This window comes from Singulisphaera acidiphila DSM 18658 (genome assembly GCF_000242455.2).
Lineage (GTDB): Bacteria > Planctomycetota > Planctomycetia > Isosphaerales > Isosphaeraceae > Singulisphaera > Singulisphaera acidiphila.
Map to the genome: position 1 here is coordinate 4,078,151 of NC_019892.1, position 13,732 is coordinate 4,091,882.

Below are 13,732 nucleotides of genomic sequence, written 5' to 3' on the forward strand. Positions count from 1 at the left end.
GGTGGCCGTCCCGTTCTCCTCACCGAAGCGTATCGAGCTCGGGAAGATAGTGTTTCCAAGTCCACCTGAACAGACGTGCCTGGCTTTCGAAGGTGTACCCTAAGTCGAAGCTTTCCACAAGAGCCGGTACGAAGCGGAAGAATCACACGAGTTGTGAACCAATTCTTAGCGGAACATAACGGCTTTAAGGGATAGGGTTTCCAGACTATCGTCTCGCACTTTCGGAATATTGGCTCAATCCCACCCGACCCTTCGACTCAACCCAAGCTTCCCCCCGCCTCATGAGATGAACCGAGAAGCATTGATCCTTCACTGAACGAGGCGATCTTCACCCATTCTACCAAAGCCAGTCTAGTCCCCCAGCAAAATTGCACTGTAAAGGACTAAAGAGGCCTCAATTGACCGGTTCTGTGTCGGTTGTATCGAATAAAAGCGGGTTTGACCGCAAGGTGGTCGCTTACCACCACCTCTGTAAGGGGGCTACGACCGAAATGCAGCAGCTCGAGCCAGGCCCTTTGGTGATCGGCCCGCGAACCACAAGGCAGGGGACGGCCGGCGTCTCGAACGGGAAATTTACAGACGCCGGAAAAAAACCGCCCCGAAAGTGTCGTAAGGGTAGGACAAGCAAAAAAAGGGCGCATTGCGGGAGGACGGATGGGGGCAATCGAGCCTGAAGCACTGGGCCGAATGTTCGACGAGCACGCCCCCGCGCTGGTCCTCTATGCCCGCCAGTGGTGTGGCACTCCTGAGGACGTCGTTCAGGACGCATTCGTGAAGTTAGCCCGTCAGCACATCCAGCCGGAACGAATGATTCCGTGGCTTTTTCGGGTGGTGCGGAACGCAGCGATCAACGCACGCCGGGATCAAGAAAAGCGGCGGAAGTTCGAAGTTCAATCGTCCGTCGCGGGTGGAGGCGGAAGCGGGGGATGGTTCACCTCGGACGACGACCGAATCGACGCCCTGCACGTCACGCACTTACTGGCCGAGCTGGACCTCGATACACGCGAGGTCGTCGTCGCCCGCTTCTGGGGCGGCCTCAAGTTCGAGGAGATCGCGCGGTTGCAGGGCTGTTCCCTCACCACGGCACATCGACGGTACCAGAGTGGGCTGGCTCAACTGAACGAAAGGCTCGAAGGCAAATGGATACGCCAGGACCCGACCCCCAGTGGGAGATAAACGACCTCGAACGGCCGCTCGCACGGTTGCGGCCCGTCTCGGGGGCCTTGAGTCGGGACCGGATGCTCTACGAGGCCGGACGGGCTTCGTTGGCTCAAAACACGACCCGCGACCGGTTTCTGATCGCCACGTCCGCGTCGCTGTTGGTGGCCCTGGTCGGCCTGGGCGGCCTTCTTGTTCATGAGCGTGCCCAACGTCATATCCTGGAGGTGACGCTTGCCGCCCGGGGTCACGAACAAACCTCGCCCCGGGAGGAGCCGGTCCAGCCGGAATTGCTCCCGCCCATTGAGATTGTCCCGAACAGCTACCTCGCGCTGAGCCGTCAGATCCAACCGGGCGGGATGGACGAGTTGAGGCCAATGGCCGAGGGCAGGCGTGCAGACGATCCTGCCGAGCTCCCCGAGCCGATTGTGCCCGTCCGCGTCCGGGACGCCCGGGGAACGCTCAATTTCTGACCGCCGCTCGAAGTGATCAGCGAAAAGCAGTGTTGGTTGCAAGAACGCCCGAGCCCCAAGACGTGCCCGCACAGCGTTGGCACGGTCGATCGGGGTACGTCCTTTTATTTCTCTTGGTTGAGGGAGTGTGCCTCATGTTATTGACGTTTCGATCCTGTTTTGCGACCGGAGCTTGTGCGCTGGCAGCGGCCCTGGCCGGTCCCACCGCTTTGGGGGCCGACCCACAAATCAAGGTCCTGAGCATCAGCCCTTCACCGGCACCGATACCGGCGTTACGTCACAGGCTCTTGCTCCTGGAGTCGGAGCGAACTCCAGGAGATGCGGCCCCCATCTACCTGCGGCTCACAGGTGAAGTGCCAGCCGAAAACCTGCGGGACCTGCGGGAGAAACCCCTCGCCTGGCTCGCCCTGCCGCTCGATCTATTCCCGACGGCCCAGGCCCGCAAGTTCGTCGACGAATGGCGTCCAAAGCTCCTGCAAATTGAGTATGGGGCCCGCCGCGAGACCTGCGAATGGAATTACACCCTGCCCGAGGAAAGGGAGCGTGTTATCGAGATCGGCCTCCCCGAAATCCAGACGATGCGCACCTGGGTCCGCCTCGTGGCCCTCAAAGCGCGGGTGGAGATCGCCGAGCACCACAACGAAGAAGCCGCTCGTACCATCGAAACAGGACTGTCCTTTAGCCGACACGTCGGCAACGGCCCCTTCCTGATCAACGCCATGGTCGGGGTCGCGTCCGCCCAAGTCATGCTCGATCAGGTCGATGAGTTGCTGAGCCAGCCCGACGCCCCGAACCTGTACTGGTCACTGACCGCCTTGCCCCACCCACTGGTCGGTATGCGCAAGGCCCTGGCCAACGAATACAAGATGTGCGAGTGGATCCTTCCCGAGATGACCGACCTCGGCCAAGCCCGCACCGGGGCTGAGTGGGCCTCGCGGTTGGCCAAGTTCCAGGGCCGGATCCACAAACTCGCGGCCGTTTACAACTATAACCCTGTGAAGATCACCACGCAGACGGGCAAGCCGGCCAACATTCGGGAATGGGTCCTCCCGGAAGAGGCGCGGGAATACGTCAAAGCCCGCAACAACAAAACCGACGGCCTGAACGATGATCAGATCATCTTGATGTTTTTCGCCGGGAAGTATCACGAACTCTACGACAACGTCTACAAGTCGTCCTATCTCCCGTTCCCCGAGGCGGAACGCTTCTACCATCAGGGCGCTGAGGAACTCAACGCGGTGAAGAAGGGCCCCCTCGGGCTGCTTGCCCATCTCATCGCGAGCGTCGAGGACGGGCACCGCGCCGAGGCAGTGCTCGACCGTAAAGTCGCCGCGCTCCGCGTGGTAGAAGCCCTACGGCTACACGCCGCCGTGGGGGGCCGGCTGCCCAACTCACTTGGCGACGTGAAAGTCGTCCCGATTCCGACCGACCCCGTCTCGGGCAAGCCGTTCGATTACCGCCTCACCGGGGATTCGGCGACCCTGGCCAGTCCCATGCCCAAGGGACAGGAACAATTCGGGCTCAGTTACCGGATCACTCTGCGGAAATGACGGGATTGTCGCATTCCGCTAAAAATGGCCTGCGAGCGAGTTGACAGATTGAATGAATTGGGAGGCCCCGCCGTGGTTTGATGACATCCGACCAAGGTCGTCACCATCACGGAAGGACCTTCCATGTTCAACTTATCGCCTCGCGTCTGGGTCCTCAACGCCGCCGCCGTTTTTTCCGGCAAGCACGGGGCCGTCACTCAACAAGCCGAACAGGCCGGGTGCTGCCGCGAGACCGTCTACCAACACGCACGCAAAGTCGAGCAACGACTCACCGGCGACTCTGCGGCCGAGGGCGTCGTCGCACGCAGTGAGGAGAATCAACGGCTCCGCGAGCACAGATCGCCGAGTTGCAACGCGAGGCCCAAGCCTGGATCCTTCTCGACCGGGCTAAACAGCGTCAGCTGACCACCACCGCCTTCGCCATGGGGATCAGTCTGCGTCAGATCGAAGAGCGGCTTTACTGGAATCCCCATCCGTTCGGCTCGGGCCCGAGAAAGGACCTCTGCCCCTATCAGCGGCTGGGCCTGAAGTTGACCAGTTACGACTTCTGGGAGCTTCTCAGGTCCGACCCAACGGAGTGGACGCAACAACTGTCAACCGAGGGAAATACGGAATGAGACAATCCCGGTTGGCCTACTCTAGCTCATCGAAAAGGGCCGCGACATCGCGGGCGGCATGCAAGACGCGGATTACGTCAATGCCGCCGTCGATTGGCCGGTAGAAGATCAGGTAACTGCGGAATCGCCTGACACGGGTACAGCGAAGCCCTTGCAGGCGGGGATTCCTGACTTGGTAAGGGGCACCGATGTTGGGCATGCGGGCCAGGGCGGCGAACGTCGCCTCGGCGGCCAGTCGAAAACGGTGGGCGGCTTCGGGATTCCGCTCGGCAATGTAGCCCCAACACGCGGCCAGGTCGATGCGGGCGAGCGGCGTTTTGAGGATGGTCGGCTCACTCATTGAGCCATGCGGTCCCGGCGTGTGGCGAGGATGCGTTTACCCTCGCGTTCAATGTCGTCCCAATCCTGGGTCGTCATGGGCGTGGAAGGGCCGGAATCCAAACCTTCGATAAGGAGGGCTTCAATCCGTTCCTTGTCTTCGGCATGTTTCTGATCCCGCAGTTCGAGCAATCGCAGGGCTTCCTCGATCACCTCGTTTTCCGAGGCGTACCGGCCGCCTTGCACGAGCGAACGGATAAACTGCTCCCGCTCAACCGATAAATTAATAGTCATAACACGGAATCTCCTTTGCATCCAGCCTATCACAGACCGCCGGGCTTGCCAAGGCCGGAAGGTTGGGGTGCTTGGGTGTGTGCGTGCGTAGGGAAAAATAGTAAGTAAGGTTTTTCGCTCTTGGCCATGCAGTTGGTCAACCGTCTGTGTCTGAAGAGGGACTGTCCGCATCGGCGGTCTGTTCCGGCGTGTCCCTGACCGCTCGGGCGGCGTGGCGGCAGGCGGTGGCGGCAGGCGGTGGCGGCACCGCTCGCCTCAGCCGGTGAACGAAGTGATGGGTGGTTACAAATCGTCGCAGGTGCTGGCGATCTGGCCCCCGTAGAACAAGCGTCCTACGGGCGAGTTTCGGCGGTGCTTCGCGACACGTTCCGGGCGAGCAGCGCGGTCGAGTGCATGAACAGCGTGCTGCGGATGCAGCAGTCGCGCCACCGGCAGATGACCCAGCCGATGCTCGACCTGAAGCGGCTTTACTGGAATCCCCATCCGTTCGGCTCGGGCCCGAGAAAAGACCTCTGCCCCTATCAGCGGCTGGGCCTGAAGTTGACCAGTTACGACTTCTGGGAGCTTCTCAGGTCCGACCCAACGGAGTGGACGCAACAACTGTCAACCGAGGGAAATACGGAATGAGACAATCCCGCCGAAATGACCCGGCGGGACAAGGAACAAGTCACCGCAAAAACCAAAGTTGCGGAAAATCCACTGGGCAAAGAGAACCAGGACAAATCCCCAAAAAAACCGCGGCAGGCTTTCGGAATTCCGAAAGCCTGCCGCGGTTTTGAAGTTCAAGTGGGCTCGGCCGCAGCGCGATGCCTATGATTAGGCGGAGGCGGCGATGCTCGTGATCAAGACGGTCGTGTAGTGCTGTCGGTGTCCCTTCCGGCGGCGCATGTTTTTGCGGCGACGGAACTTCTGGACGATGATCTTCTTATCGCGAAACTGGTCGACAATTTTGGCGTGAACCTGGGCGCCCTCGATCACGGGAACGCCGATGTTCGCTCCCTCGGGGCCGGCGATGAGCAGAACCTTGGGGAAGACGACTTCGGTTCCGGCGTCGCCTTGACGCCGATCGACGATGATCCGGTCTCCCTCGCTCACCCGAAACTGATGGCTTCCGTCTTCAAAAATCGCGTACATCCGTCAAGCTCCTCACGACCCGAACCTTGTATGAAAGGGTCGGCGTCGATCTTTTCCGCTGTCTTGATCCCGCGTCGGGAAAACGACCCCATTCTGGATTCGTGGGGAGGACGCGGAAAAAGTCAAATGTTACCGAGTTAAGTCCTGAAAAGAAAGGGCACGCTTCAGGCCCACAAAGCCTCACGCGGTTCCCAAGCGAGGAACCCGCCCCTTCAACAGGTAAACCCGAAGCCCCGTTCCTCGCGAGAAACGGGGCTTCGGGTGGTTACGATCGTGTCGCTTAGTGCCGGCCGCGATGGGTTGGGGCAGGGGGCGGGAAGAGTCGGATTTCGCTGTTGTTACCGTCGTAGCACTCGAGTTGGAGATGCTCGGCGGCCGCATCCGGCTCGGTCCGAATCTGGATCGTCATGTTGGCTTCGGTCTCGATCCGGGTGATCTCGCGGCGTTTGCGATTATTCAGGTAGGTCGCCACGGCCTGGCTGACCCCAACCGAAACGCGCCTGATATCATCACGGTGCGAGGCCAATGCCAGCAGCCGCATCACGTCGATCGACATGCTCTCGACGGTTTTGACGACGCCGGCCCCCGTGCAATTGGAGCAGTCTTCGTAGACGGACCGCTTCAGGCTAGGCCGAATGCGCTGGCGGGTCATCTCGATGAGCCCGAACGCGCTCATCCGGAGGACCTTGGTGCGCGCCCGGTCACGCTTGATGGCATCGCGAAGGGCCTTCTCAACCCCCCGGCGGTGCCGCTCGTCACGCATGTCGATAAAGTCGTTGACGATCACTCCGCCGAGGTCGCGGAGTCGAAGCTGGCGGGCAATCTCCTTGGCCGCCCGGAGGTTCATCTCGTAGGCGGTCTTTTCCGCGTCGTTCTCGACCCGGAAGTTGCCCGAGTTCACGTCGATGGCGACGAGCGCCTCGGTCTGGTCGATGACGATCGATCCCCCCTCGGGGAGGGGAACGGTCCGACGCTGGATCTTGGCGATCTCATCTTCGATGCCGTACTTGTGGAAGAGCGGCACCTTCTCGTCATAGAGCTTCAGCCGGTTGACGAACCGGGGCATGACGACCTTGAGGAACTCCTGGGCACGCTCGAACGCCGCCGGTTCGTCGATCCAGATCGTGTCGATCTCGGACGTGAAGATATCGCGGATGGTCCGCGTGATCATGTCCGATTCCTGGTAGATCGGCGCGGGGGTCTTGGCCTTCTTGATCCGGCGGAGGATGACCTTCCAGAGCCGGAGCAGGTAAGCCAGGTCGCGGGCCAGCTCACGCTTGGTCCGTTCCAGGCCCGCGGTCCGCACGATGAACCCGAGTCCCTTGGGAGGGTTCAGCTCGGTCATGATCTCGCGGAGCTTGCGGCGCTGAGTTTCGTCAGCGATCTTGCGCGAGACCCCCACCCGATTCAGGCCGGGCATCAGCACGAGGTAACGGCCTGGGATGCTGATGTAGGTCGAGAGGGTCGGGCCTTTGGTGCCAATGCTCTCTTTGATGACCTGAACGAGCACTTCGTCGCCACGACGGAAGACCTCCTGGATCGGGGGCTTGACCAGCCCTCGGCCCCGGGTGAACCGACCGCCGCGTCCGGTGTCCGGTTCGCCGTCGCCCCGGCGTGGACGAGCTTCGACGGGCCCTCGCAGGCCCATTTCTCGCTCCAGCTCGGCGATCTCGGCGATCTCTCTGCGAATCTCTTCCTCGAGCTCCGGGTCGATCTCTTCATCGACGGCGACGGGAGCATGATCCTCGAGGAACTCGTCGGCGTGCTCATCATCCGGCCCGATGTGCTCGTCGCCGAAGTCAAAGTCGTCGATCGCGAGGTGCTCTTCGTCCTCAACACTTCCATGGCGAACGGCTTCGCGCTCGAGCGGCTCATCGACCTCAAGCTCGTCTTCGTCGTCCACGTCAGGGCCAAAGGCGGGACGTGGCGACGCCGCCGGGGTTCCGGTTCCCTCGGGCTGCTCACGGTCGCGACGGCGCCCACGGCGACGGCGGCGGCGGCGAGGCCCGTCGAGCTTGCCCGATTCCGGCCCCAATTCGTCCGGGCCTCCCTCACCCTCAATCTCGTCGATGTCGAGTTCGGACTCGGCCGCCAGCTCCGCCCATTCGAGAGAAGCAGGGGGGATGTCGGAGCCGAAGGTGGACTCAGGCGCTCGTGAGCGTTCGCGGCGGGGAACGTACCCCGGCTCACCGGCGCGGCCGTGTGCCTTCCTCTCGCGAGGAACTTCCGCTTCCGGTCCGCGAGCACGCTCCGGAGCGCGGGTTCGCTCGGGTTCACGAACACGTTCAGGTTCGCGAGTGCGTTCAGGCTCTCGAGTTCGCTCGGGCTCTCGGCCGCGTTCGGGTTCACGAACACGTTCGGATTCACGGAATCGTTCAGGCTCTCGAGTTCGCTCGGGCTCCCTGGTTCGTTCGGGCTCCCGGCCGCGTTCGGGTTCTCGGATTCGCTCGGGTTCGCGCAACCGCTCCCGGGGTCGTTCGACCTCGATTTCGGGGGATCGTTCGACCACGGGCGGCCTGGAACGCTCGGGGGCCGCTTCGCGGGGCCGTTCGCCGGTGGACTCGCGTTCGCCGCCGCGTGAGCGGATTGCGGCTCGACCGCCGCGACGACGAGGGGTCTCGGGAATGTCTTCAAAGACCGGCTCCGACGCCGGTTCGACCTCAGCCTCGAACAAGGGTTCGGGTTCCGGCGCGGGGCGCTCGGGCCGACCGCGTCCCCGAGAACGTCGGGAATCGCGCGGAGCCTGGGTTTCGGGGGAGAGTTCGGCGTCAACGATCCGCCCACGTCCCGAATCCACGATCTCGGGGTCGGCGGGCCGACTCGGAGGAGGTGCTTGGCGGGATGATCGCTGGGTGCGGCTCGGCGGGAGGTCGGGATCGAACGGCTCAGCGGCCCGGCTGGTCCGAGAGCGAGGCTCGTCGGGCTCGAAACCCCTCGGCGCGTGCTCCGGAGCGCGCGCATGGGTCACCTCGTCCGACCAGGAGGGCAGGGGCGGTTCGGGCCGACCACGGCGCGGGTCGACGCGTTCGGGAGGGGTGGAGCGAGCCGATGAGCTGCTGGAGGATGATCGGGACGTAAAGATATCGTCATCGGCCAGTCCTTCGCCGAAGCTGCGGGGCTCCGAGCGGTCGCGCCGGCCTTTTTCCGAAAGTTCGGGCCGCTCGCGATCACGATACCGGTCTTCGGGACGAGAGGAGCCGGACGACGAACCCGGGTCGCGATCTTCGGTCCGGCCTCGACGGTTAGGCTCGCGATCACGATCACGACGCGGCTCACGATTCGAGCCGGGGGCCGTGGTTGAGGTTGAGGAAGGGCCAGCCGCCTCGGCCTCGGCGGCCTGGTGACGCTGAAAATATTGCGGCTCCACGTCGGACACGTGGAGGAAGCCGTTGCGGCCGACCGAAAAATCGACGAAGGCGGCCTGAATGGCCGGTTCGAGGTTAACGATCTTGCCTTTGTAGATATTACCGGTATAGCTCTCGTGGCTGGTGCGCTCGACGTACAGCTCCTCAAGGACGCCATCCTCAACGATGGCGATTCTGCATTCCTCGGGCTGGAGCACGTTGATCAGCATTTCTTTCTTCATACGGTCATCTTTCTAGCACAATCAATCGGTTGGCATTGGTCGGGTAAAGGGGTTCCGTGGCAGCGTCCGCCAGGTGGCGAGAGCAGATCGAAATCGTTTGCGGATGCGCCGACGGACCGTCACAACGGGAACCCACCTCGAGCTGAATCTAAGGGACCAGTTCCACTTCGGAACGAACCAGGACCGATCCCTGTCCCAGCAGGTCGCGCAGGCCAAGAGCGTCAATGATCTCTTCAGGCCGTGCCGAACCGCTGGGCAACATTTTCATGCGGAAACGAAGGAGGCCGAGCGAGTCGAGCTCGGCTTCGAGTAGGAACGGGCGGAGATCGATCGCCACGGTGCGATCAGGGCGGTGCCGGGTATACGGCCACTGTTCGCTGGCCAGAAAGGCGGCCAGGCGATTTCGGCCCTCGTCCCGACGTTCTTCGGGGATCTCCAGGAGATAAGTCACCGACTCGGGCTGTGCGGCTCGACCGGGGGGGACCCCCTCGACCTCGAGCCACTCGAGCCCCTGCGGTGTTGTGGCGCGGAGGCGTCTGAGAACCTCGTCCGGCTCCATGGGCTCGGCCAATTCCAGTTCGACCACCTCGCGTCGCCCTTCGATCCCGAGCGCCAAGGCGAGGGTGAAGACCACCTTGGGGCGTGGGTTGAATCCCTGGCTCGTCGCCGTGGGAATTTGCGCGCGCCGCAGCAATCGCTCGAGGCAGCGCATCAAGTCGTGGTGGCTGATGAGTCGAATATCGCCGTGCTTGGCGAAGCGGAGTCGCACCTTGGTCGCTGTCATCATCGCGGCATACATCGAACCCATGTGAGGGTCCGCAACGCCCGTCCGTCGTTCGGTCAGTCGCTTGAAGCCCGTGAGGGCTCGTTTGACTCTCGAAATCGGCACGACCGGAGGGCGGTCAAGAGGTTCCAAACGGTTGGGTCGTGGTCGCGGGCGGCGTCGACTCCGAGCCGAGGCTGCCATGGTTCGGTGGATCGGGCCTGCCGGGGCTAGCCGGCTCGGTCCTGGGCTGAGGAGGCCGGGGTGTCGGGCAGAGCGTGGCGTAAGGCACTGTCGAGAAGAGCGACGACGGCCTGCGAGGTCTCTAAGTGGAGCGCCTCGGCGGCAATTGACCGGGCCTCCGCAACACTGACCCCGCGGATCACTCGCTTGATCTCAGGCAACTGGTGCGGCGGCATGCTGAGCTGGTGAACGCCCAGCCCGAGCAGCAGCATGGTATAGAGCGGCTCGCCCCCCATTGTCCCACAGATGCTGACCTCAATTCCACGGGCCCTGGCGGCGTCGACGACCATGGCGATCAGGCGAAGCACGGCCGGGTCGGCGGCGCTATAGAGATCGGCCACGGTTTCGTTCGTTCGGTCCACAGCCAAGGTGTATTGGATCAGGTCGTTGGTCCCTATCGAGAAGAAGTCCACCTCCTTTGCCATTTGGTCGGCCATCACGGCGGCGGCAGGCACCTCTATCATGACACCAACCGGCAGGTCACGCCGGAACGGGACGCCCTCGGCGGTCAGTTCGGCGGCGACGTCCCCCAGGATGGCGCGGGCCTGGCGGAGTTCGCCAAGCGTCGAGACCAGCGGAAACATGACACGAACATCCCCCAGGGCACTCGCCCGGAGGATCGCACGCAACTGGGTCCGAAACAGAGCCAGTTCGCGTAACGAGAGTCGCAGGCTCCGCAGCCCGAGTACCGGGTTGGCGTCGGCGTAACCGGCGCTCTGGTAAGCCACCAGCTTGTCGGCCCCCAAGTCGAGGGTTCGGATCGTGACCGGTCGCCCTTTCAGAGATTCCACTACGGCCGCATAAGCTTCAAACTGTTCTTGCTCCGTCGGGGCTCGTTCACTGTTGAGGTAGAGGAACTCGGTCCGGTAAAGCCCGACACCGACCGCGCCTCGTTCCAGGCAGGCGGCTACCTCTCCCGGGAACTCGATATTGCCCCAGAGACCGACCTGGGTCCCGTCAAGGGTCTCAGCCGGCAGATTGGCCAGACCGGCCAGCCCCTCGAATCGGGCGGCCCGCGCAGCGGCGTCGCGGCGATAGCGCTCTTGGGTGGCCAGATCGGGGTCGAGGACCACCAAGCCCTCGTCGCCGTCGATGATGATCATCCGACACTCGCGTGCCAGATCCAGAAACCGTCCGAGCCCGACCACCGCAGGAATCTCCAGGGCCTCGGCCACGATGGCGGTGTGGCTGGCGCGTCCCCCTGCTTCGGTCGCGAAGCCGAGCACGCGCTGCGGGTCGAGCCCCGCCGTCTCACTGGGTGAGAGGTCGTGGGCGAGGATCACCGATGGGACGGCGACCTCGTCCATCGGGGTCGAGCGGCGCTGGCCTGAAAGCTGGGCGAGGATCCGGTTCTGGATATCGCGAACGTCGGCGGCCCGGGCGGCCAGGTGCGAGTCGGTCATGCTTTCGAGCCGAGACGCATAAACGTCGAGCACTTCGCTAACCGCATGCTCGGCGGAGATCCGCTCGTGCTCGATCCGCGCCCGCGCATCGCGACGGAGCGTCGGGTCCGCGATCATCTGAGCATGGGCGGCGAGGATGTCGGCATACTGGGGTCCAAGCCGCTGGCGGGCTTCCGCCTCGGCGGCCTCAGCCTCGCCTTGCGCAGACGCGATCCCACGTTCCAACCGCTCGAGCTCGAAAACGACCGCCTCGGCGGGAATCGCACGGTGGGGAAGCCGCTGGCCGCGCGGATCGACCACCAACGGCGGTCCGATGGCGACGCCCGGGCTCACGGCCACTCCACGGAGGGTCTGCATGGCCAACAGCTTGACCGGGGGCCGGGCCACGTTGCCCCAGTCGTCGGGATGGCAAGGCGGATCGACACGAGGGCCGCGGTGGCCGGCAGGGCCTCGCCCGTTAGGCGTTTGATTGGACCGCGGATCCCGGGCCTTCATGGGGCAGGCTCCTGGGCTCCCTCATCAGTCTCGTGAAACTTCGCAAGGACCAGCGCGGACAACGCCTCAACGGCCTGATCGGCATCGGGGCCGCGAGCCTCCACCTCGAGCCGGGTGCCGTATTCGGCGGCCAGCGACGTCAGGTCGAGAATGCTCTTGCCGTTATACTCGTTACCGTTATAAATTACGCGAACCTCCGCCTTAAACTGGAGTGCCAGCTTGACGAATTTGTCGGCGGGCCGCATATGCAAGCCAAGAGCGTTAACGATCTCAACTTGGCGGCGGACGACGGGCGAATCGTGGCTCATCGGCGGCTCGATCGGCCTGGGCACAAAAGACCACGGTCTGGAGTTCTCACCACCGACGGTCTCGGGCCGTGTGTCTCGACTGGTTTCCATTGATCCCCCAAGTCGTGTAAAGGGGGGGGAGTCGCCAAGGAGCGTGCTATCCACCGGGACGATCCGGGGCTCGGCCATGCCGGGCCCCGCGGCGGCAGATCATCCGCGCCCCTGCCGGCTTGACCGGGGCAGGACCTTCGCTCAAGACGTCCCTTGGTCGGCTTCCTCGAGCAGATCGACGACGTTCTCACGCGTCTTCGCTTGCCTGAGAAAACTGACGAAGCGTTCATCCTTCAGGTGACGGGAGATATTCTCCAGGGCTCGAAGATGATCGCCAGGCTGGTTCGGGGGTGAAATCAGGAGAAAGAGGATGTCTACGGGTTCGCCGTCCAGGGCCGCGAAGTCCACGCCGCGCCGGGAGAGGGCCACGGTCCCGATCAGGCGGTTGACGGTGGGGTGCCGGGTATGGGGAACCGCAACCCCCTGACCGATTCCAGTCGAACCGAGCTCTTCGCGACCAAGAATCGCGCGGGAGACACTTTCCAGGTCCCCCTCGGCGAGCCGGCCAGCTTTAGCCAGGCTGCCCACGATCTCGCGGATCGCCTCTTCCTTGCCGGTTGCCTGAAGATCGACGAGGATCGCATCACTCACAACGAAATCCGATAACTTCATCCAGCCCTCCATCGACGTGCCACCGGCCTACCAACCTGCCGCTTTTGCGTAAGAACTCAAAAAAACGTCGAACAGGACGCCCCTGTCGGTCAACTCGACCGAGAGACAACCCGGACGTCTTGAGACTCGCAAATCTTGGCGTAGGGAGTATCTAGGCGCAGTCGAAACTCATGCGATCGGGTCACGCCGGCTCCGGGGACTCAGGTAGGTCTTCCGACACGGGGGAGATTTCACCGAGTGAAACATCGCCCTTGTGGTGCGTCACCTTTTCCTTGTACCGGCGAAGCTGTTGTTCGATCTTGTGAACGCACTGGTCCATCGCCGATTCAGGAGTCGGCCCCTCTTCGCGTGCGATGAAGTCGTGCTTGTGCTCGGCCGAAACAAAAATTTCCACTTGCCAGGAGTGCTTGAGGTGTTCGACCTCGACCTCGATCGCCATCAGCCGACCGAAGTATTTGAGTAGCTTCTCGGCCTTATCGTGGATGTGTGCCTGAGTTTCCGGCACCAGGCCGCCATGGCGGGTCGATATCTCGATGTGCACCCGTCCGCTCCTTACCTAGTCATCCCGCCTGCCCGGAACGATGTTACGGGCGTGACCAAAGAGTAACCCCCACGGACCATTCCGGTCAAGTGTTCTCCGAGAGGTTGTTAGCCGGGCCAGGCCGTCGGCGACGACTCCGAAGAATGA

At 63.0% G+C, this 13,732-nt stretch carries 14 protein-coding genes and 1 pseudogene; 5 read left to right on the forward strand and 10 right to left on the reverse strand.

From position 1 onward, the window contains the following. Positions 1-654 precede the first annotated feature (654 nt). From SINAC_RS15955 to SINAC_RS40600, 4 genes are all read left to right on the forward strand, one after another. Positions 655-1,176 carry an RNA polymerase sigma factor gene (locus SINAC_RS15955; RefSeq protein WP_015246667.1) on the forward strand — a complete coding sequence of 174 codons (522 nt, stop codon included), beginning with the start codon at positions 655-657 and terminating at the stop codon, positions 1,174-1,176. Beyond that, positions 1,140-1,631, forward strand: coding sequence for a hypothetical protein (locus SINAC_RS15960; protein ID WP_015246668.1), 492 nt, complete (start codon positions 1,140-1,142; stop codon positions 1,629-1,631). The genes SINAC_RS15955 and SINAC_RS15960 overlap by 37 nt, the downstream gene beginning before the upstream one ends. 134 nt (positions 1,632-1,765) lie before the next feature. Next, positions 1,766-3,181, forward strand: coding sequence for a hypothetical protein (locus SINAC_RS15965; RefSeq protein WP_015246669.1), 1,416 nt, complete (start codon positions 1,766-1,768; stop codon positions 3,179-3,181). Between the two features lie 123 nt (positions 3,182-3,304). After that, positions 3,305-3,586, forward strand: coding sequence for a hypothetical protein (locus SINAC_RS40600; RefSeq protein ID WP_015246670.1), 282 nt, complete (start codon positions 3,305-3,307; stop codon positions 3,584-3,586). A gap of 228 nt (positions 3,587-3,814) precedes the next feature. Here SINAC_RS40600 and SINAC_RS15980 read toward each other — a convergent pair whose 3' ends face one another. Both SINAC_RS15980 and SINAC_RS15985 read right to left on the reverse strand, forming a co-directional pair. Continuing rightward, on the reverse strand, positions 3,815-4,138 hold the full coding sequence (locus tag SINAC_RS15980) for a type II toxin-antitoxin system RelE/ParE family toxin (RefSeq protein ID WP_015246672.1): 324 nt from the start codon (positions 4,136-4,138) through the stop codon (positions 3,815-3,817). Continuing rightward, positions 4,135-4,410, reverse strand: a complete 276-nt coding sequence (locus SINAC_RS15985) for a type II toxin-antitoxin system ParD family antitoxin (protein WP_015246673.1) — start codon at positions 4,408-4,410, stop codon at positions 4,135-4,137. The genes SINAC_RS15980 and SINAC_RS15985 overlap by 4 nt, the downstream gene beginning before the upstream one ends. Before the next feature lie 351 nt (positions 4,411-4,761). Between SINAC_RS15985 and SINAC_RS15990 the strand changes: the two genes are divergently transcribed. Beyond that, complete coding sequence (locus SINAC_RS15990; protein WP_015246674.1) at positions 4,762-5,037, forward strand: hypothetical protein; 276 nt, start codon at positions 4,762-4,764, stop codon at positions 5,035-5,037. Positions 5,038-5,226: 189 nt separating this feature from the next. On the opposite strand, the gene rplU is transcribed toward SINAC_RS15990, so the two are convergent. The 8 genes and pseudogenes from rplU to hpf form a co-directional block, all read right to left on the reverse strand. After that, positions 5,227-5,544 (reverse strand): 50S ribosomal protein L21, encoded by a 318-nt coding sequence (gene rplU / locus SINAC_RS15995; RefSeq protein WP_015246675.1) that lies wholly within the window; start codon positions 5,542-5,544, stop codon positions 5,227-5,229. Positions 5,545-5,824: 280 nt separating this feature from the next. Then, positions 5,825-7,447, reverse strand: coding sequence for an Rne/Rng family ribonuclease (locus SINAC_RS41875; RefSeq protein ID WP_390553815.1), 1,623 nt, complete (start codon positions 7,445-7,447; stop codon positions 5,825-5,827). Positions 7,448-8,890: 1,443 nt separating this feature from the next. Continuing rightward, positions 8,891-9,130 (reverse strand): annotated as a pseudogene (locus SINAC_RS41880) (Rne/Rng family ribonuclease); the annotation flags it as partial. Between the two features lie 148 nt (positions 9,131-9,278). Further along, positions 9,279-9,938: a TIGR03936 family radical SAM-associated protein gene (locus tag SINAC_RS16005; protein ID WP_015246677.1), complete on the reverse strand. Its 660-nt coding sequence runs from the start codon at positions 9,936-9,938 to the stop codon at positions 9,279-9,281. A 185-nt stretch (positions 9,939-10,123) separates the two neighbouring features. After that, the gene (ptsP, locus tag SINAC_RS16010) at positions 10,124-12,034 is read right to left on the reverse strand and encodes a phosphoenolpyruvate--protein phosphotransferase (protein ID WP_015246678.1); all 1,911 of its coding nucleotides are present in this window, start codon (positions 12,032-12,034) and stop codon (positions 10,124-10,126) included. Next, positions 12,031-12,342 carry an HPr family phosphocarrier protein gene (locus SINAC_RS16015; RefSeq protein ID WP_015246679.1) on the reverse strand — a complete coding sequence of 104 codons (312 nt, stop codon included), beginning with the start codon at positions 12,340-12,342 and terminating at the stop codon, positions 12,031-12,033. Before SINAC_RS16015 ends, ptsP begins: the two co-directional genes overlap by 4 nt. A gap of 231 nt (positions 12,343-12,573) precedes the next feature. Next, positions 12,574-13,044, reverse strand: a complete 471-nt coding sequence (locus SINAC_RS16020) for a PTS sugar transporter subunit IIA (protein WP_015246680.1) — start codon at positions 13,042-13,044, stop codon at positions 12,574-12,576. Between the two features lie 181 nt (positions 13,045-13,225). Continuing rightward, positions 13,226-13,585: a ribosome hibernation-promoting factor, HPF/YfiA family gene (gene hpf, locus SINAC_RS16025; RefSeq protein WP_015246681.1), complete on the reverse strand. Its 360-nt coding sequence runs from the start codon at positions 13,583-13,585 to the stop codon at positions 13,226-13,228. Positions 13,586-13,732 lie beyond the last annotated feature (147 nt).

Coding starts and splice junctions, on each gene's coding strand:
- SINAC_RS15955 (WP_015246667.1), top strand. CDS start 655: ATGGGGGCAATCGAGCCTGAAGCACTGGGCCGAATGTTCGACGAGCAC.
- SINAC_RS15960 (WP_015246668.1), top strand. CDS start 1,140: ATGGATACGCCAGGACCCGACCCCCAGTGGGAGATAAACGACCTCGAA.
- SINAC_RS15965 (WP_015246669.1), top strand. CDS start 1,766: ATGTTATTGACGTTTCGATCCTGTTTTGCGACCGGAGCTTGTGCGCTG.
- SINAC_RS40600 (WP_015246670.1), top strand. CDS start 3,305: ATGTTCAACTTATCGCCTCGCGTCTGGGTCCTCAACGCCGCCGCCGTT.
- SINAC_RS15980 (WP_015246672.1), bottom strand. CDS start 4,138: ATGAGTGAGCCGACCATCCTCAAAACGCCGCTCGCCCGCATCGACCTG.
- SINAC_RS15985 (WP_015246673.1), bottom strand. CDS start 4,410: ATGACTATTAATTTATCGGTTGAGCGGGAGCAGTTTATCCGTTCGCTC.
- rplU (WP_015246675.1), bottom strand. CDS start 5,544: ATGTACGCGATTTTTGAAGACGGAAGCCATCAGTTTCGGGTGAGCGAG.
- SINAC_RS16005 (WP_015246677.1), bottom strand. CDS start 9,938: ATGGGTTCGATGTATGCCGCGATGATGACAGCGACCAAGGTGCGACTC.
- ptsP (WP_015246678.1), bottom strand. CDS start 12,034: ATGAAGGCCCGGGATCCGCGGTCCAATCAAACGCCTAACGGGCGAGGC.
- SINAC_RS16015 (WP_015246679.1), bottom strand. CDS start 12,342: ATGAGCCACGATTCGCCCGTCGTCCGCCGCCAAGTTGAGATCGTTAAC.
- SINAC_RS16020 (WP_015246680.1), bottom strand. CDS start 13,044: ATGAAGTTATCGGATTTCGTTGTGAGTGATGCGATCCTCGTCGATCTT.